General features: G+C 49.2%; 16 protein-coding genes. 7 read left to right on the forward strand and 9 right to left on the reverse strand.

What is annotated here, in order from left to right; genetic code table 11:
• Positions 1–305 precede the first annotated feature (305 nt).
• The 3 genes from NDI34_RS05550 to NDI34_RS05560 all read left to right on the forward strand — a co-directional run bounded on the left by NDI34_RS05550 (position 306) and on the right by NDI34_RS05560 (position 5064).
• Positions 306–2366 (forward strand): CHASE3 domain-containing protein, encoded by a 2061-nt coding sequence (locus tag NDI34_RS05550; RefSeq protein ID WP_348232088.1) that lies wholly within the window; start codon positions 306–308, stop codon positions 2364–2366.
• Positions 2360–2815: a response regulator gene (locus NDI34_RS05555; protein WP_348232089.1), complete on the forward strand. Its 456-nt coding sequence runs from the start codon at positions 2360–2362 to the stop codon at positions 2813–2815. The genes NDI34_RS05550 and NDI34_RS05555 overlap by 7 nt, the downstream gene beginning before the upstream one ends.
• A gap of 71 nt (positions 2816–2886) precedes the next feature.
• Positions 2887–5064 (forward strand): response regulator, encoded by a 2178-nt coding sequence (locus tag NDI34_RS05560; protein ID WP_348232090.1) that lies wholly within the window; start codon positions 2887–2889, stop codon positions 5062–5064.
• A 2-nt stretch (positions 5065–5066) separates the two neighbouring features.
• Here NDI34_RS05560 and NDI34_RS05565 read toward each other — a convergent pair whose 3' ends face one another.
• The 5 genes from NDI34_RS05565 to NDI34_RS05585 all read right to left on the reverse strand — a co-directional run bounded on the left by NDI34_RS05565 (position 5067) and on the right by NDI34_RS05585 (position 10442).
• The gene (locus NDI34_RS05565; protein ID WP_190427680.1) at positions 5067–5606 is read right to left on the reverse strand and encodes a phycobiliprotein lyase; all 540 of its coding nucleotides are present in this window, start codon (positions 5604–5606) and stop codon (positions 5067–5069) included.
• 683 nt (positions 5607–6289) lie between these two features.
• Complete coding sequence (cobA, locus tag NDI34_RS05570; RefSeq protein WP_348232091.1) at positions 6290–7984, reverse strand: uroporphyrinogen-III C-methyltransferase; 1695 nt, start codon at positions 7982–7984, stop codon at positions 6290–6292.
• A 30-nt stretch (positions 7985–8014) separates the two neighbouring features.
• The gene (locus tag NDI34_RS05575) at positions 8015–8476 is read right to left on the reverse strand and encodes a tetratricopeptide repeat protein (RefSeq protein ID WP_348232092.1); all 462 of its coding nucleotides are present in this window, start codon (positions 8474–8476) and stop codon (positions 8015–8017) included.
• Positions 8477–8546: 70 nt separating this feature from the next.
• A complete protein-coding gene (locus NDI34_RS05580; RefSeq protein ID WP_348232093.1) occupies positions 8547–9518 on the reverse strand; it encodes a homogentisate phytyltransferase in 972 nt (323 codons plus the stop codon).
• 54 nt (positions 9519–9572) lie between these two features.
• Positions 9573–10442 carry a methyltransferase domain-containing protein gene (locus NDI34_RS05585; protein ID WP_348232094.1) on the reverse strand — a complete coding sequence of 290 codons (870 nt, stop codon included), beginning with the start codon at positions 10440–10442 and terminating at the stop codon, positions 9573–9575.
• 92 nt (positions 10443–10534) lie between these two features.
• On the opposite strand from NDI34_RS05585, the gene NDI34_RS05590 reads away from it, so the two are divergent.
• Together NDI34_RS05590 and NDI34_RS05595 are read left to right on the forward strand one after the other, a co-directional pair.
• Positions 10535–11869 carry a TrkH family potassium uptake protein gene (locus NDI34_RS05590; RefSeq protein ID WP_190414646.1) on the forward strand — a complete coding sequence of 445 codons (1335 nt, stop codon included), beginning with the start codon at positions 10535–10537 and terminating at the stop codon, positions 11867–11869.
• 180 nt (positions 11870–12049) lie between these two features.
• Positions 12050–12748, forward strand: a complete 699-nt coding sequence (locus NDI34_RS05595; protein WP_190414647.1) for an NAD-binding protein — start codon at positions 12050–12052, stop codon at positions 12746–12748.
• Positions 12749–12809: 61 nt separating this feature from the next.
• On the opposite strand, the gene NDI34_RS05600 is transcribed toward NDI34_RS05595, so the two are convergent.
• Entirely contained in the window at positions 12810–14069 is a 1260-nt protein-coding gene (locus NDI34_RS05600) for a tetratricopeptide repeat protein (RefSeq protein WP_348232095.1), read from the reverse strand.
• A gap of 125 nt (positions 14070–14194) precedes the next feature.
• Complete coding sequence (gene queA, locus NDI34_RS05605) at positions 14195–15430, reverse strand: tRNA preQ1(34) S-adenosylmethionine ribosyltransferase-isomerase QueA (protein WP_348232096.1); 1236 nt, start codon at positions 15428–15430, stop codon at positions 14195–14197.
• A 157-nt stretch (positions 15431–15587) separates the two neighbouring features.
• Between queA and NDI34_RS05610 the strand changes: the two genes are divergently transcribed.
• Positions 15588–15977 (forward strand): hypothetical protein, encoded by a 390-nt coding sequence (locus NDI34_RS05610; RefSeq protein ID WP_190414650.1) that lies wholly within the window; start codon positions 15588–15590, stop codon positions 15975–15977.
• On the opposite strand, the gene NDI34_RS05615 is transcribed toward NDI34_RS05610, so the two are convergent.
• Positions 15978–16568, reverse strand: a complete 591-nt coding sequence (locus tag NDI34_RS05615; RefSeq protein WP_348232097.1) for a YraN family protein — start codon at positions 16566–16568, stop codon at positions 15978–15980.
• A gap of 14 nt (positions 16569–16582) precedes the next feature.
• Here NDI34_RS05615 and NDI34_RS05620 point away from each other — a divergent pair, with 14 nt between their 5' ends.
• Entirely contained in the window at positions 16583–17089 is a 507-nt protein-coding gene (locus tag NDI34_RS05620; protein ID WP_190414652.1) for a pentapeptide repeat-containing protein, read from the forward strand.
• Between the two features lie 101 nt (positions 17090–17190).
• Here NDI34_RS05620 and NDI34_RS05625 read toward each other — a convergent pair.
• A partial coding sequence (locus tag NDI34_RS05625) for an amidohydrolase family protein (protein ID WP_348232098.1) occupies positions 17191–18384 on the reverse strand: 1194 nt, incomplete at its 5' end.

The raw sequence follows: 18384 nt of genomic DNA on the forward strand, positions 1-18384 counted from the left end.
ATAACGCCCAGTGCATAACGCCCAGTGCAACTTTTTCTGAGCAACCGATTTATCAGGAGTTTGGAGAGGGAAATCTCACTCGAATGAGTGGGGAAGACATCCCGAAAGTTGCACAACGTTTTAACTAATAATTAATTGGGCATTGCTATTGTGCTGTAAGTTGTTAGCGTGGAAGATAGCGATCGCTCTGTTTGGATCTACTAACTCAGTATTTTTTCAAGGAGACATCATCGCTGGTGTTTACGGCTCCCGTCCTAGCGATCGCCAAAGCATACTACTAGACCCGAAAAGCTTGAAGGGTTGAAATGGCGCTATTTGAGACTGCCCAAACCAACTTTCGACACAGGCTAACTCGTGCGATCGCGTTGCCGTTGATTTTGATGCTAGCGCTCTCCGGCATCTTATTTTTGCAGCTCAACCACCTACTTTCGGTAACGCGGTGGGTTGACCACACCAATCGAGTTATTGCCCAAGCGAACTATACTCAGAGATTGCTATTAGATATGGAAACCGGGATTCGCGGGTATCTGATCACCGGCAATCCGGCTTTTTTAGCGCCTTACCGACAGTCAAGTTTGTTAATCAATCCGGCTTTTAATGACTTGCGTTCTTTAATTTCGGACAACCCGCGACAAACTCAGCGTCTCAAAGAGTTGCGGGCAATTTATGAACAGTGGAATCGATATGCCCCCTCCCAGATCGCTCGCAAGCAGCGCAGTAGCGATTATCAATTCTCTGTGCTTAACACTCGTAGACAGCTAATGGACGCGATGCGGAGTCAGCTTGCCTCGTTCATCGAAACCGAGGAGGTTCTGCGGGATGTTCGCACCGACACCGCTCAAAAAACAACCCAACTGACAATCGGCAGCACTCTCGGCTTAACCATTGGGTTGGGAAGCCTGCTGGCATTGTTCACCAACCGTCAGTTGATGGCAGTAGCAAAAACCTACAAACACGCCCTCGCGATCGCCCAAGAGCAAACAAACGCGCTGCGTCGATCTGCCCAGCGGTTGGAAGCATTGCATGAGATCGACCAGGCGATTCTGGCAGCACATTCACGGGCAGCACTTGTCCGCGCGGCATTGTCCCGGATGCGGCGCTTAGTGCCCTGCCAGCAGGCTTTTGTGGTGTTGTTTAACTTTGAAACTGGCGTTGCCCAAGTGATAGCCGGAAGTGTCAACGGAGATTTGTGGTTCAAAGAAGGCGCTACGCTTCCCATTGACGAGTTTGTGCCTGGATTTGTCTTAGAGCAACAGAGAACCTATTCTCTAGAGAACGCGGCACTCAATCGTTGTCCGCCTGCCATGAAGCGAATGGGGGAAGGGCAAAGCAGCTGCATGACTGTACCCCTGCGGGTCGAAGAAAATCTGCTCGGCGAACTGATTCTAAGTGCCACGGAACCGGCAACGTTTAATCCGGAACACCAAGAGATTGCCACTGAGGTTGCCAACCAACTTGCGATCGCAATGCAGCAAGCTGAGTTACGAGAACAGCTCGAACAGAACAATGCACAACTAGAGCAGCGCGTTAGCGATCGCACTGTCCAATTGCAGGAAGCAAATGCTGAATTAGAAGCGTTTGCCTATTCCGTTTCTCACGACCTCCGTGCGCCATTGCGTGCTATGCAGGGTTTCAGTCACGCTTTGTTAGAAGACTATAGCGACTCCTTAGATGCCATCGGGCAAGATTATGCCCAGCGCATTATTACGGCTTCTCAGCGCATGGATACCTTAATCCAGGATCTGCTCGACTATAGTCGCCTCAGCCGCACGGAGATCCGTCTCCAGCCGATTTCCCTAGAAACTTTGGTGGTGGAAGTCCTCGCTCAACTAGAGCCAGAACTGCGGCAAAAACAAGTCCAAGTGACAGTAGAACCACTGCTGCCTCAAATCGTCGGGCATCGCACCACCTTGATTCAAGTCTTGACAAATTTGCTAAATAATGCAATAAAATTTATCGCTCCTGGAGTCCAACCGCAGGTGCGAGTATGGGCAGAAGTTAGGGAGAGAGGGGAAGCCGAGAAACAGGGTATTGTAGAGACAAGAGTAGAGACAAGAGTAGAGACAAGAGCGATCGCATCTAGAGCCGAAGAGCCAGAGAGTAATCAACCTTCAGCAAGTTCCCAATTTTGGGTACGCTTGTGGATAGAAGACAACGGCATCGGCATTGCTCCAGAACATCAACAACGCATTTTTCGCGTCTTCGAGCGCCTACACGGAATTGAAAGTTACCCCGGCACCGGCATTGGGTTGGCAATTGTGCGGAAAGGGTTAGAACGCATGGGAGGTCATGCCGGAGTCGAGTCGCAAGCTAATCAGGGAAGCAGATTTTGGATAGACCTGCCCAAGGCTAGAGACGAATGTTGAACGTGTCTAACTATACTATTTTGCTGGTGGAAGACGACTCCAATGACATTTTCCTGATCCAGCGAGCTTTTCGGAAAGCTAACCTGCTTAACCCATTGCAAGTGGTGGAAAATGGGGAGGCAGCCGTGTTTTACCTTGCGGGCGAACCGCCTTACACCGATCGCGATCGCTACCCCCTACCCGTTTTGATCCTGCTAGACCTGAAACTCCCTCGCAAGTCGGGTCTTGAGGTGCTGGAATGGTTACGGCAGCAGCCAGACCTGAAGCGCCTGCCGGTTGTTGTTCTAACTTCCTCCGAGGAAAATCGTGACATCAACCAAGCCTATGACCTGGGAGCCAACTCTTACTTGGTTAAACCAGTTGCTTTTGAAGCGTTGCTGGATATGGTGAAAACACTGAATTCATATTGGCTCATTTTCAACCAGAAGCCAAAATTAGAGGAGAGTTGAAAGTTGGAAAGACTTTGAAAGCTGAAAGCTTAAATCTTCAACCCTTTCAACCTTCCAACTAAATAGCGGATATGAGCCAGACCTTACGTATTTTACTGATCGATGACAACCCTGATGACCGCCTTCTAGCAGCTCGTCAGCTCAGCCGAGCCTTTTCCGATCTCCAAATTCAGGAGATTGCAGAAATCAATGGCTTAAACCAGGCGCTGGCGGCAGATGGCTTCGATGCCGTTGTCACTGACTATCAACTGCGCTGGAGTGATGGTCTACAGGTGTTGCGTGCCGTTAAAGATCGGTATCCTGACTGCCCCGTGGTGATGTTTACCAATACAGGCAGCGAAGAGATTGCTGTAGAAGCGATGAAGGCGGGGCTGTCCGACTACGTTCTGAAGTTGCCCAAATATTACAACCGTCTGCCCGCTGCGGTGCAGTTAGCCTTAGAACGAGCCGAAACTCAGCGAAGAGCCGCTCGTCTGGAAGCGCATCGGCAAGCTTTGAGCGAGGTATCGCGAGCTTTTGCTGAGAAAATTCCGGAATTTCAAGCAGTTCTAGAACTGGTCAGTCAGCAAATAGCTCAGCGACTGGGAAATCTGTGCGTAGTTCGCATCCTATCAGATGATGGAAAGTACCTCAACCCGGTAGCAATTTATCATCCAAACCCAGAAGCCCTCGCCTGCTTGCAAGAAACCCTCGCCACGGAGGCACACCGCGTTGATGAGGGTTTGACGGGTCGGGTCTTTAAAACGGGCGAGACGCTACTGATTCCAGTCGTGTCGCCAGAGGAGATACAACCTTTGCGCGAGTCAAAGTATTTGCCCTACTTAGAGCGCTTTGGGATGTACAGCATTTTGATCGCACCCTTAGAGGTACGAGGTCGGCGGATTGGGACTTTATTCGTTTCGCGCGATCGCCCCGGATATTCCTATACTCGTGATGACCAATTCTTTCTGCAAGACCTCGCGGAGCGGGCTGCTTTGGCAATTGACAATGCCCGACTCTACCGGGAAGCACAGGAGGTAAATCGCCTCAAGGACGAGTTCCTTGCCACCCTGTCTCACGAACTCCGCACTCCCCTGAACTCTATCCTCGGATGGGCAACACTACTCCGCACTCAGAAGCTAGATCCCTCTGTTATCTCTCGCGCCCTTGAGAGTATTGAGCGCAACGCCAAGGCGCAGGTAAAACTCACCGATGAAATTTTAGATGTCTCGCGGATTATTCGGGGCAAGCTGCACCTGAATATTCGCTCGATCGAGCTGATACCTATCATTGATGAAGCGATTAATATCTTGCGTCCGGCAGCGGATGCCAAGGGGATTCGAGTCAAGGCGGTACTAGACCGCTCAGTCGGCTTGGTCGCTGCCGATCCAGATCGCTTGCAGCAAGTCGTTTGGAATCTACTCTCCAACGCCATCAAGTTCACATCAGAAGGCGGGCAAATTGAGGTGCGGCTGGAGAGGGTTGAAGGAAAACTTCAAGAAAAAGTTGAAGTGCAACCCACGAACTCTCCACCTAATAACCCGCAACCTTCAACTTTCTTTGCCCAAATCCAAATTAGCGATACAGGCATGGGCATTAGCCCCGACTTTCTGCCCTATGCGTTTGACCGCTTTCGTCAAGCTGATGCGAGTATCACGCGATCGCATGGAGGATTAGGACTTGGATTAGCGATTGTGCGTCACTTGGTGGAATTGCACGGTGGCACTGTTCGTGCTGCTAGTCTCGGAATCGGGCAGGGAGCAACGTTTACAGTGCTTCTACCACTTTTTGATAAAAGTCGAGAAACCGAGGGGCAGGAGCGCCGGGGGGCAGAGGAGCCGGGGAGCGGGGAAGCTAAGGAGAAGGTAGCACAAGCACCTCAACTCCTGAGCGGATTGCAGGTTCTAGTTGTGGATGATGATACGGATACACGCGAATTGATCGCCCTCGTGCTTGAAGAGTCTGGGGCGAAAGTGAAAGCGATCGCATCCGTAGCCGAGGCGTTAGAAGTCCTTCGTAGCTGGCAGCCCGATTTGCTGGTGAGTGATATTGGAATGCCAGAGGAAGATGGCTACGCCCTCATCGGCAAGGTGAGAACTCTGGAAGAAAAAACCGGAAAACAAATTCCAGCCCTAGCGCTGACCGCATACGCTAGGGAGGAAGACAAAAACCGCGCCCTGAAGGCAGGGTTTCAAATGTATCAGTCTAAGCCCGTCGAGCCTGATGATTTAGTGGCGGCGGTGGCACTTCTGGCTGGGTGTGCAGGCTAAGTCTAGCTAAGGCGCTTTTCTAGATATTGACCGATCATTTGCTGTTCTCCGGCACGGGAGATGATCGTTTGCCGGGTGCGGTAGCTTCGACCAATCAGTTTTAATTCTTCTTCAAATGAAGAGTCTCTGTACTCTGTCCGCAAGCACAAAGTTTTGGGATTGGGGAAATAATACTCAGCCGTGACGGGTTTCGGAGTGGCAAAGCCGCGATCGCGATAGAGTGTGGTTCCTAATGCGCCAAATAGTGTCGAACCTTTGGACTCTTTGCGGTTTGTGACTGAGTTTGTGCTGTTCCACTCTACATAGGAACCACAAATCAGCGCTGCTGGATCTTCCAGTTGGTGTAACTCTGCCAAGTGTAGCAATTCCGAGCTTCCCTGTTCCAGAAACCGGACGGTAATCAGACTCACCATCTCCTTGGTTTCTCCATCCGGCAGCGTATAGTAGCGTCTTTCAGAGTGCCATTTGCCCTCTGATTCCTGAAAAAACGCTGCAATTAAAGATTCTTCATTGGTTTGGGCAAGTTGTCTTAGTGTTGTCACCAGTACCAGTCCTCATATGAATTGAAAATAAAGTTCTTGCAAGCGTCAATTTTTGCTTGGTAGCTATGGGACTTATCACCCTTTTATTTGACCTTTATGCAAGCAATCTGATGAACGGTTGTGCAAGTCGCGGTTTCTAGTGACACCCGATCTGGGTACAGTTGAGCGCCACTATATCGGGTCAGCTATCTGGCACTTAGCTGACGTACCACCTTGGCTAGAGTGGTAAGCCTGCCAAAATGCAAGTTACTGTTAACAATCTTAATAATAATAGATGATAGCTAAAAATACTTACTAGCGGCTCTGTCATCCGGAAGAATCTTAGAACCGTCTATCCCATAAGGGCACGACGAAAGGTGGAAAAGCTTTCGAGAGAGATGATCGCGGTTTTCAGTTGAGTGTAATACTTTGAACCTCACCCCCAACCCCTCTCCGTTCACGGAGAGGGGAGAACAGGGAACCCCTCCTCGTTTATGGGGAGGAGAATATGGAACCTCACCCCCAGCCCCTCTCCGTTCACGGAGAGGGGAGAATATTAAACCCCTCTTCGTTGACGGCGCGACACTAGCGGCAGCAAGGCGGGGCAGGCAGCGAGGAGAATCGGGAATATTAAACCCCTCCTCGTTTACGGGGAGGGGCAGGGGTGGGGTTAAAATGTACGGCATCCAATCGAGAATAGCTATCTAGCAATCTATATTTGAGTTGTGAGCCAAGCGATCGCGGACATTCGCCTCAGATGTCGTCCACTGGACGATCGCTTGGGTTAAGCCGTCTAGAGTGTATTCAGGGGCTTCTACATCCACTCGCCCCAGCAGAGAAAGACAGGTTTTAGAAGTTTGAGGGCCAATCGAGGCGATACAGACACCTTGTAAGGGCAATTTATCGATTTCACCGACTAATTGACCAAAAAATTGCACGGTTTTAGAACTTGCAAAAGTAATCACATCCACTGCTTGTCGCTGGAGGGCATCTAAGGCAGCGGGTGCGATCGCTTTCGGGCACTGAGATTGATAAGCCGCCACTTCGATTACTTCTGCACCTTGGGCGGTTAATTCCTTCACCAAGACTTCTCTTCCGCCCGTTTCCACTCTGGGAAACAGAATTTTCTTGCCTTCTAACGGTTCTGGAAAGTATTCAACTAGCGAATCTGCGACAAAATTTGGGGGGATAAAATCGGGTTGTAAGCCTTGCTGCTTGAGACTTTGGGCGGTTTTCTTCCCGACAACAGCAATTTTTACCCCGGCTAAGGCACGGGCATCTTGATTTTGCGCTTCCAGCCGTTCAAAAAAGTAATCAACCCCGTTGCTGGAAGTGAGAATTAACCAGTCGAAATCCGATAAATGCGCGATCGCACGATCCAATTCTTCCCAACTGGAAGGAGGAGTAATTTCCAGCGTCGGCATCTCAATCACCGTCGCACCTTCTTCTTGGAGGCGCAAGCAAAACTCACCCGATTGTCCTGCGGCGCGTGTCACCAGGATAGTTTTCCCAGCTAGCGGTTGGGAAGAGTTTTGAGTCGTTAGAGACGAGGTTTTCTGAGAACTGTGGCTTCCCATAGGTATGTCTGATAAACTCACCCCTGCGGATTGGGTTGAAGATGCTGATGATTGTACGGGCGGATTTAGGCGTCGATCTGAGACGACTGGTGCATCTGGCGATCGCAAGTATTCTCTCAAACCGACGACTTCCCCAATGGTAATGACGCTGGGAGAGAGAGATTCACCCCTAGTTTGCTCAACGATAGTGCCCAGCGTAGCTGTCCAGACTTGTTGTTGAGGCGTTCCCGCCCAACGAATCGCGGCGACGGGAGTAGAAAGCGATCGCCCATATCGATGCAACTGATAGACAATTTCACCGAGATTGCGCCCACCCATCAAGATTACCAGCGTTTCCATCCGCGCCAGCGCCTCCCAGTCCAAAACATCTGGCTCATGGGCAGTAATCACCGTGAAACCTCGGCTCATCACCGGATCTGTTAGCGGAATCCCCGCCAGCAACGGTGCTGCCAGTGCTGAAGAAATCCCCGGTACGACTTCAAAAGGACACCCAGCGGCAATTAATGCCTGAATTTCTGAAGTAGAACGCCCGAAAATGAACGGATCGCCACTTTTTAGCCGCACGACTTGCTTTCCCTGCTGACAGTGTTCTACCAGCAGTTGGTTAATTTCAGCTTGCGGTGTGCTGGGTTGTCCACCGCGTTTGCCCACATCCAACTTCAGGCAACTGTCAGGCACCAACTCTAACAACTGGGCATCTACGAGGGCGTCGTAGACTAACACCTCTGCCTCAACCAGCAGATGTTGTGCCTTGACGGTGAGGTAAGCAACATCTCCCGGTCCCGCCCCCACCAGATATACTTTTCCGGTACGCTCAGTCATGATTTGGCTGCGCTCAAATGAATTTGAAGCTTATTTCGGGATGTCCATTTCTTGGATGAGTTGATCGAGTTGTTGTTGCTCGGTTGTACCCGCTTTATATAAGTTTCTAGCTTTTTGAAGAATTGCGATCGCTTCCTCGATTTTGTCTTGTTTAATCAGCGTGTCTCCCAACCTTAAATAAGCATCGACATTTTTGGGCGATCGCTCAATCAATTCCCGATATATCGGCGTTGCCTCGTCAATCTTATCTTGCGCCATTAGCGCATTTCCCAACAGCAATCGCGCCATGTCATTGGTGCGGTGCCGCTGAATCACTTGGCGAAAAGCTGCCTCTGCACCTGCATAGTCTTTTTGTTTATAAAGTGCCACCCCTTTTTTAAAAAAGTTTGAAGCGACGAATGTCTTACCCAAGAAAAAAACCAGGAGAGTCAGACTAATGCCGACGACAGCGACAGCCAGAAAATAAGTTAGTTGAGATGTTTCTGTTTCCACCCTTGGTAGCCCTCCGGTATTTGTGGCACCCCTTTCCTTAAGCTTACCCTGATGAGGGTTTTAACCTTTCTTATGCTAAAAGACAGGCAGCGGGGAAAATCAGATATTCCAAGAAAAAGAGTTTCCAAATAAATTGGTAAAAAGAGGCGATCGCGCTCTTATCCTGCAAATCTACACTTCTACTTCGCCACCACAGCAACAAGAGTGCGAATACATGAGTAATTATTACAAATGTGGAATTAACGGCACTTAGGGATAATATCCCAGCCACAATCATGCCCAGGTAGCAGACCGTAATCACCCAAAGAGAGAGATTAAAGACGGCTGGCTTACCGAGTTGAATCGTAAACGTGTTGATGTTGTACTGCTTATCTCCTTCCATATCGGGGATGTCTTTAAAGATAGCGATCGCAAACGTAAACACCAACACAAACATCGTCAGCGCCCAGACTGATGCCGGAATTTCTTGACTTTTTTGCAATACCCAATTGAAGTGTAAAAACAGCCCTAAATTGACAATGACTCCGCGCACAGTGAAAATGCACAGCGCTGCCCAAAAGGGAAATCGTTTTAACCGAATCGGCGGCAGAGAATAGGCTGTGCCAATGGCTAAACTAACCCCCACCGTGAACAGTAAATATCGTCCCAGAAGAAGCGCCAACAGCAGCGCCACACTTCCACTAATGGCGACAATAATTTGAGCTTGCGCCCTAGAAAATTCACCAGCAGCGATGGGCAAATGGGGTTTGTTAATTTTGTCAATTTCCACATCTTCGAGCTGATTTAGCCCAACAATGTAAACATTTCCGCCCAGACAGGCAATCCATGCACCCAAAAACTGTTCGACGCTGGTGACGCCCCCGGAAGCTGTTGCAAGTGCGATCGCGTACAACGCCATCACGCTCAGGCTGGTGCCAATAATCGTATGAGGGCGGGAGAACTTCCATAAGGCGTAGAGCCAGGAACCAGTACGCCGCACCGGGTGGGACTCAGAAGGACTGGTTTTGGGAAGGGAAGACTTTTCAGGAGAAATCTGGCTCATGCGTGCCTGAATGAATACTCAGGCTTGATTTTAAGCAATTTTTGTTCCCAAACGTTATTTCTTAGTCGCACAGAGCAATCCGAATCGAATTAGTCCTTGCTCATAGCCCCGGCTCATTAATCCCAGTGAAAGCGCAGCTTGAATCGTTGTCCAGCCGGAGAAAAGCAAACCCAGAACGGCTCTGGGATCGAGCGTCGAATCAATCACAATATCCCAAAATGGTGCAACAGCTTTTGACCAATCTGCCGTGCGAATATTCTCGAAGGAAACTTTGCGAGCCAGCGTTTCATATTCTGGCAGCGAAATCACGTAAGGCAAAGCATACACGCGGTAGATTTCCGCCAGATGTTTCCGCTCATCATCTGTCAGCTGTCCATCTGCGCCCCCGACAGGACGATGACACCACGTTGCCATGAGAAAAGTTCCCCCCGGCTTTAGCACCCGGTAGCACTCCTGCAAGAACTTCTGCTTATTGGGCATATGTTCGCCACTTTCGAGCGACCATACAAAGTCAAAGGAATCGTCAGCGAAGGGCATATTCAGGGCGTCTGCCACCTGGAACGATGTGCGATCGCTTAATCCAGCAATGGCTGCCCGTTCTTTGGCTCTAGTCGCCTGGACGGGACTCAGGGTGATTCCCGTTGCTGCTGCGTTAAATTTTTGCGCCAAGTAAAGAGAACTGCCGCCAATCCCGCAGCCGACATCGAGGATATTTGCGGGGGTGGTCAAGCCTTCCCCGACCTGCACCTCACCCCACTTAAGCAATTCTTCAATTAAGTCAATCTGCGCTTGCCGCCGGTCTTTTTTCAGCGTACCATCAGCACCATAGTATCCGTGGTGCATATGTTCGCCCCAAATCCGTTCCCACAGACCGGATGAAGCGTCGTAGAACTGCTGAATTTGCTGATAAAGAGTTGAAGTCATGAAATTTTCAGGCGGTGTTGCTGAAAATTAGCCTACCAGAACTCGGAAAGCAGTAAGCTCTAAAAATACTTTTCCTGATAGACCCCTAGACCATGACTGTTGCCCGAACTATTTGCTTGGGATTTCTTGCCCTCGTCACTTTGGGAACGATTTTACTGATGCTGCCGTTTTCAACCAGTGACGGCAGTTGGAGCAATCCGATAATCGCGCTATTTACTGCCACGTCTGCGGTCTGCGTAACTGGTTTATCGGTGGTCGATGTGGGGAAATTTTATTCGTTTTGGGGACAATTGTTCCTTGTCTTGCTGGTTCAGGTAGGCGGATTGGGCTACATGACGGCAACGACGTGCCTGTTGCTGTTGCTAGGACGCAAGTTTGGACTGCGAGACAAGATAGCGATTCAACAATCGCTCGACAAGCCAGGATTAGCTGGTGTGGTGGACTTGGTACGCTCAATCATTGCCACGACGCTGATTATTGAAATTACTGGCATCTTTTTACTGATGCTGGTGTTTGTACCCGACTACGGGTTGGATCGCGGTCTTTGGCTATCGATTTTTCATAGTGTGAATGCTTTTAATAATGCAGGCTTTGGCTTGTTTTCAGATAATTTGATGCAATATGTGCGATCGCCTTTGCTCAACCTGATTGTCACTGCCTTGATTATTTTGGGTGGGATTGGCTATGAAGTGATTATGGAAGCGTATTTATGGACGCGCGATCGCTTATCCAAAAGTCAAGCTTGTGTAGTCTTTTCTCTCAACTTTAAGATTGCTACCACGACCACTCTCTTTCTCCTCATCCTGGGAACAATTCTCTTTTTGTTTACAGAATTCAACAATCCACAAACCTTTGGCCCACTTAGTTTCCCTGAGAAGCTTATGGCGGCTTGGTTTCAATCGGTAACACCTCGAACGGCTGGTTTTAATACCATTGATATCGGGAAATTGACCGAAGCGTCTCTTTTTATTACCGTTGCCTTAATGTTTATTGGGACAAATCCTGGTAGTACCGGCGGCGGAATTAAAACCACGACGACAAGGGTTTTACTGAGTTCTACTTTTTCAGCATTACAAGGGAAGGAAGAAGTAGTTTCTTACCAGCGCCAAATCCCGAAGGCGCTAATTGTGAAAGCGACTGGGGTGACAGTTGGTTCGCTTCTGGTGGTCATTGGTTCCACCACTTTAATTGCGATAAGCGATCCACAATTGGCGTTTATCCAAATTTTATTGGAGGTTGTTTCAGCCTTCGCTACTGTTGGACTTTCTACTGGGATTACAGCGAGCATTTCAGTTTTCGCCAAACTGGTATTGATTGCCACCATGTACATCGGTCGGGTGGGAGTTTTGCTCCTGATGTCAGCGATTCTGGGAAATCCCAGTCCCAGCATTATCCGCTATCCGGAGGAGAATTTGTTGGTCGGATAGCGATCGCATTCCCGATGCTTGATAAGCTAGAACCTGAGTAATCTTTAAGCTTTTTGTCAGTTGTTTGTGACCCAATTGCAGCTTGTAGATTAAAAGGTTGAAAGTTAAAAGGTCGGTTTAAACCGACAATTGTTTTCGACGAATGATCCCTAACTCAATGAGTCAGTTCGGAGTTTATTTGTGAACTTATCATCTTTAAACTTTTTTCGCAGTCTCAGCACTAATACCAAGAATCAATTCGCAGTCATTGGGTTAGGTCGTTTTGGTCGTGGCGTCTGCTCGACCTTACACCATCTGGGCTACGAAGTGCTGGGTATTGACGCCGAGGAAAAGAGAGTCGCCCAAGTTTTGACCGATCAAATCGCTTCCCATGCCTTGCAGCTGGACTCGACTGAACCCGCTGCGCTTAAAGAGGGAGGAATTTTTGATTTTGATACGGTCATTGTGGCGATTGGGAATTATCTCGAAGCTAGCGTGGTAACGACCCTGAATCTGAAGGAAGGCGGGGTGACTCATGTGGTAGCAAAAGCATCCTCGGAAATCCATATGAAACTCCTGACAAAAGTCGGGGCAGATCATGTGGTATTTCCAGAGCATGAAATGGGGTGTACGTTAGCGCGATCGCTGACTAAACCAGCTATTTTAGATCGATTTGATCTGGACGTTGATAACAGTATTGTAGAAATTATTATTCCAGACGATTTTCACGGCAAAACCATCTCTGAACTACAACTTCGCAGCCGCTATGGTTTAAATCTGCTAGCAGTCAGTCACAATGGCAAGTTTGAAATTAATCCCAATCCCAACCATCGACTCTATAAGGGAGCCGCAATGGTTGTGATTGGTTCCAACAAAGACATTAATCGCCTACCCATTTAAGAAATTAAAAATTAAAAATTAATCAAGATATTTTTTTAATTTTTAATTTTTAATTTTTAATTCAAGAAGCGCCTAGCTGCTGTAGGAACTGGTTAATCTGGTCAATTTTGTCTGCATTCCCCTGCTGATTGAATAGCGTTTTAGCTTGGAAAAGAAAGGGGATTGCCTCTTCGCGTCGTCCAGTTTGTTGCAGCGTTACTCCCAAGTTAAAAAATGCATCTGCCAGAGTGGAATTGAGGATAATCGCTTCTTGGTAATTCGCGATCGCTTCCGCCAGCAGACCTTGCCGTTGCAGAGCCACGCCCAGATTATAAAGAGTCACGGCATCATTTGGGTTGAGGCGCTTGGCTTCCCTCAATGCCGCAGCTGCATCTTTGACCTGGTTCTCCTTTAACAGCATTGCTCCCAATTGTTGATAAGCGTCGCCATCATTGGGATTGAGACGCACCGCCTGCTTGAATCGATTGGCTGCCGCTTTGGAGTTGCCTTGCTGAACAAAAATTAAACCCATCTGGTACTGAGCCTCTGCCAAGTTCGGATTCTTAGAAGCCGCTGCATTCAGGGCGTTAATTGCTTGTGTCGGCTGATTTTGCTGCGCGTAAAGTAACCCCAGTTGATATTGAGCATCGGCAAGCGTTGGGTCAAGTTCAACTGCTTTTTGAAACTGAGCCATCGCGGCTTCATTTTGATTTTGGTTGACTAACAGCAGTCCCAGATTATAGTAAGCGACTGCATATTTCGGGTCATTCTGAATCGCCTGCTGATAGGCAGCGATCGCTTCTTGTGTTTGACCTTTTGCCTCCATTGCCAAGCCCACATTATAGTAAGCATCTGCCAACTTGGGATTTAAACTTAGCGCTCGTTCATACGCAGTCAGTGCGGCGTCGGGTTGCCCTTGCTTATATAAAGCAACTCCCAAATTGTAGTAAGCTTCTCCCAAATTGGGGTCGAGACGAAGCGCTTGCAGGTACTCATTCGTTGCCTTCTCAAGCTGTCCTTGCTCGGCTAGAGAATTCCCCAACAGATAATAAGCCATCGCAATGCTGGAATCGAATTCAAGCGCTTTGCGAAGAGCTAGCTCTGCCCCTCGATAGTCTCCGCGATTATACCGCGTCACTCCTTGTTGGAAGTAAGTCGCTGCCTCAAAATCTTGAGTGTATAGACCTTCGACCATCTGCTTAGTGAGTACGGGCGACTCAAAAGAGGTTGTCTTTTGTCGCCCAGTCCGCGATTCACCAGCAAAGGCAGTGCTGGCAGTCGTCAAACCAAGACCGATCAAAGCAGCCGCAAGGAGATAAATTCGTTTGTGGTTTTTAAGCATATCTAGAACCCCGCACCACTCGCTATTTAGGAAAAAGGTAATTGGGAAGGTAATTAGTTGTCAGTTGCAATTTACCACTGACCAGCGATGATTGACATTCCTCATTACCTTAACTTGTCCCATCGTCATCTGATTGTGGCTTCCGGCAAGATTAGCATCGCGTCCCCAAAAGAATAGAAGCGATACCGATGCTTTGTCGCCACTTGGTACAATTCCAGCAACCGCTGACGCCCGATTAAAGCACCCACCAACATCAGCAAACTCGAACGGGGTAAGTGGAAATTGGTAATTAACCCGTCCACTACCCGCCACTGGTAGCCGGGATAGATAAATAACTCCGTCTTGCCCCTAAAGGGGTGTAATTCCCCACTCGCAGCAGCTGACTCAAGCGATCGCACCACCGTTGTCCCCACGGCAATAATCCGACCCCCCCTCGCCTTGGTTTCCCGAATTTGTTCCACCGTAGACTGGGGGACTTCTACCCACTCCCTATGCATTTTGTGGGTGGTAATATCCTCTACTTCCACTGGGCGAAACGTCCCGACCCCGACGTGCAGCGTCACCGAAGCCTGCTGAATGCCTCGTTCTTGCAAGCGCTGGAGTAACTCTGGGGTAAAGTGTAGCCCAGCCGTGGGAGCAGCGATCGCTCCTTGAGCCTGGGCATACACAGTTTGGTACTGTTCCGCCTGGGATTGGGAATCGGTAATGTAAGGAGGTAGCGGCACTTGACCATATTTCTCCAACAAATCTTCAAACCGACTCCCGGCTGGAACATCAAACTGCAACACCCGCCCCCCAGTCGCCTCATCCCTAGACAAAATCGTCGCACTCAATTGATTCGGGCTTGAGGCTGGGTTCAATTTTTCCTCAGCCCCCAGTTGCTGTGGTTCAAAGAATATCTGCGCCCCCGGTTGCAGACGTCGCCCTGGTTTCACCAAAGCTAGCCAGCAGTTGTTCTGCTGTTCCTCCAGCAGCAACAGCTCCACGGGGGCACCCGTAGATTTACGACCCCGGAGGCGGGCAGGGATGACACGAGTATTATTTAATACCAGTAAATCTCCGGACTGGAGGAAGTCGGGTAAATCCCGAAAAATGGCGTGGCTGGGATGATCTGGGGATACCACCAGCAAACGCGCACTATCCCTTGGCACAGATGGATTCTGGGCAATCAGTTCTGCCGGGAGTTCATAGTCATAACTGGCGATTAACCGATCGATATCTATATCATCCCCGCTGGGTGCTTCAGCTTGAAACCGTAAGGATTCGGGGCTGTCTATCTTTAATCTTCTTGCCCCACTAACGGCTTTTGACTCTCCCAACCGGGGATCGCTGATGTGACTGTCTTCGTTAAATTCTGTCATGCCGTTAGTTTACTGATAAGGAATCGATCAATTTAACTTTGCAGATTGGGTAAATACCCCCAGATAAGAACGGGGGCTTCTCCCCTATCGCAGACTATCTTACTCATGGAGAATGAGAGTTATAGAACCAGCACGACCTAGACACTAAGAACTTCTCATGGAATACGTCTACTTTCTGGCCAATGCCAGCCTGACACTACGGGTGGTTGAGTATTTACACACAATGCCCCAGTTGCCCGTTCGTTTAATGACGGTGATTCATCAGATTGATGGCTGGGTGATCAAGGTCAAAATGAGTAACCATCTAAACGCGCAGCAAGATGGTGACTTCCGGGCGTTCATGAACGAACTGGGTATTCCCTACGAACCGGCTATTCGCCTCCAGATGGCGCTTTGGAGTCTGGAAACTGGACAGTCCCCCATCGATGTGATGCGTCGCTACCAAGTCGCTGTGGTTTCTCATGGTAGTCCCGATCGGAGCGATATTGAAGCATTTCGCCAGCAGTTCACAAAAGGGCTGGGATATTGCCCGGAAACTCTAGCTTAATTAACTTAACGGCTCATCGAAAGCGGACTGAATATAGTCTTGTAGACTCAACTGATATTCTCCCACAGCTAAAATTCTAGGTTCTGGTAAAGAAATCAAAGGGAGCTTTTCAGGTTCTGGTAGCAGAACAGTATTGGTCTTAGGACGCTGACATCTGACCAAAGCGACATCAAACCGGCAAGGAAGATTTACTAAATCTGGACGCTCTGCCAAGAAAATCTCTGCTGTGCGCCAGAGTTTAGCTTGCTTTTGCGGTGTAATCGCTAGCATTCCATCCGCATCCCAATTTCCCCGGCTGCGAGTTTTGACCTCGACAAAGATTAAGCAAGAGGACAGGGTAATGGGGCAATGGGGAACGGGTGATGGGTAATGGGTAGTGGGAAACTCTTCCTCCCACGGTCTTCCTGTCTTTCTGTCTCCCCCTCCCTTACCTTCATCTGGGCGTTGTCGCGCAATTATATCAATTTCTCCCCAGCGGCAACGCCACCGGCGCTCAAGAATTTCCCAGGCTTGGGAAATCAACCATTGAGCAACTAGGTCTTCTCCTAAAACACCGATATCGGGATAATGAGATAGACGACGGTTTTCCATCAAATGGAACCAGCATGAAGTGTAGGCTAGATAATCGGATTTCGACAATTTTACTCGGTTTATTGCTTGTGGCGATCGCCATTGCCTCTTTTGGCGCGATCGCATCTCCCGCCTGGGCGAACGACTACAACAAAGAATTTTTGATTGGTGTAGATTTCTCCGGCAAAGAGCTGACCGACTCCAGCTTTACTAAAGCCAATCTCCGCAGTAGTAACCTGAGTCATACGAATTTGCGGGGTGTCAGTTTTTTTGGGGCTAATCTGGAAAGCGTCAATTTAGAAGGAGCCGATCTCAGAAACGCAACTCTGGACACAGCCCGCTTGACCAAAGCGAACTTAAAAAACGCGGTTTTGGAAGGGGCTTTTGCCTTTAACACGAAGTTTGAAGGTGCGATTATTGATGGAGCCGATTTTACAGATGTGCTGCTTCGTCGGGATGTGCAACAACAGTTGTGTAAAATAGCGTCGGGTACCAATCCCACTACTGGGCGCGAAACCCGCGAAACTTTGTTTTGTCCCTAATCCTTTTCAATCGGTTGTCACTTGGGGTTCAATACAAATCCTCCTAGGGACACGGGGCATTGCCCCGTGTTCGTAACGGAATTGTCTGCGCTCAAAAAGGGCTAATTAACCGTACTGTTCAGGCTGGCTGCATCAGCGATTTGATTCGGCGCAGATTGGCGCAGGCGATCGCCATACAGAGCCAGTGCATTGCCGCTAAGCAATAGTTCTAAATGCTCCCGGTCATAATCGGCAACAGTTGCAGCATCCTTGACACAGTCATGGAGTACCCCATCCCAGTGCCCATAATCTCCAGAGAAGCAAGCCAGATGCTTGCCAATTTCTCCCATCGCAATGTGAAGATAAGCAGGGCCTGGATCGTCTGATTCAAAGGAAGTAAAGATTTGACCCCGCTCAAAGTATTCCAACGGATCTCGATGGCGGAGATCGTAATGCTCATAAAGACTTGCATCCTCAATCTGAGACGGGTCATGCTGAGCATTCCACAGGAGATCGAAGAGATTTTTTGCCTGACTAATCAGATTGATATTGTTGTGAGTGCCTCTTTCCTGAATCATCAGCTTGGTGAATTCCATCAGGGAAGGACGATAGGGATGCTTGGGGTCAAAGTCACGGATGCGTTTTTCCCAATGCTCGTGGAAAGCATGGGCAAGATCCGGCACCCAACCACAACCGCCTTCTAAAAAGCCAACCCGCAGGGAGGGAAATTGCTCAAACGCCCCATCAAAAACCATTCTGGCTAAAGCCAATTGTTGCTGGTTCCGCTGCACAAAAATGTGCGTCAAGACAAAGGTTTCCACATGATCGGAAATCCCCCCCACCATGTAAGATCCCGGCCCTCCGTGAATGCCCAGACCAATATCCAAATCGGCGGCTGCTTGCAGGATAGGGCGGAAGTCAGGATGGCTAATCGCTTTACAGGTGCGGATATCGGGGAAAGCTTGAGGCGCTTTCGGATGGGGAATCGGTAGGTTTGGGGCAACGGCGACGCTAATCATGCCCAGTTCGTTGACGCAGCGGTGCATTTCAGCTACAGCGGCATCTACATCCTGTAGAGGCAATACACCAATCGGTTTGAGCCGGTTATCGTAACCCCGGCAGTCGTCGGCAATGTAGTTGTTGTAGGCACGGCACAGCGCGATCGCAAAGTCCTTATCCAATAAGCTGGAAAAGACTAAGTTGAGCGTGCCGTAGATTACCTGGATATCAATGCCTTCTTTATCCATGTGTTCAATCCGCACGCGATTGAACATTGCCCCCAAGGTTGTATCTGGATGCAGGTTGCGAAAGCCACC

The organism is Trichocoleus sp. DQ-U1 (assembly GCF_039961925.1).
GTDB lineage: Bacteria > Cyanobacteriota > Cyanobacteriia > Cyanobacteriales > FACHB-T130 > FACHB-T130.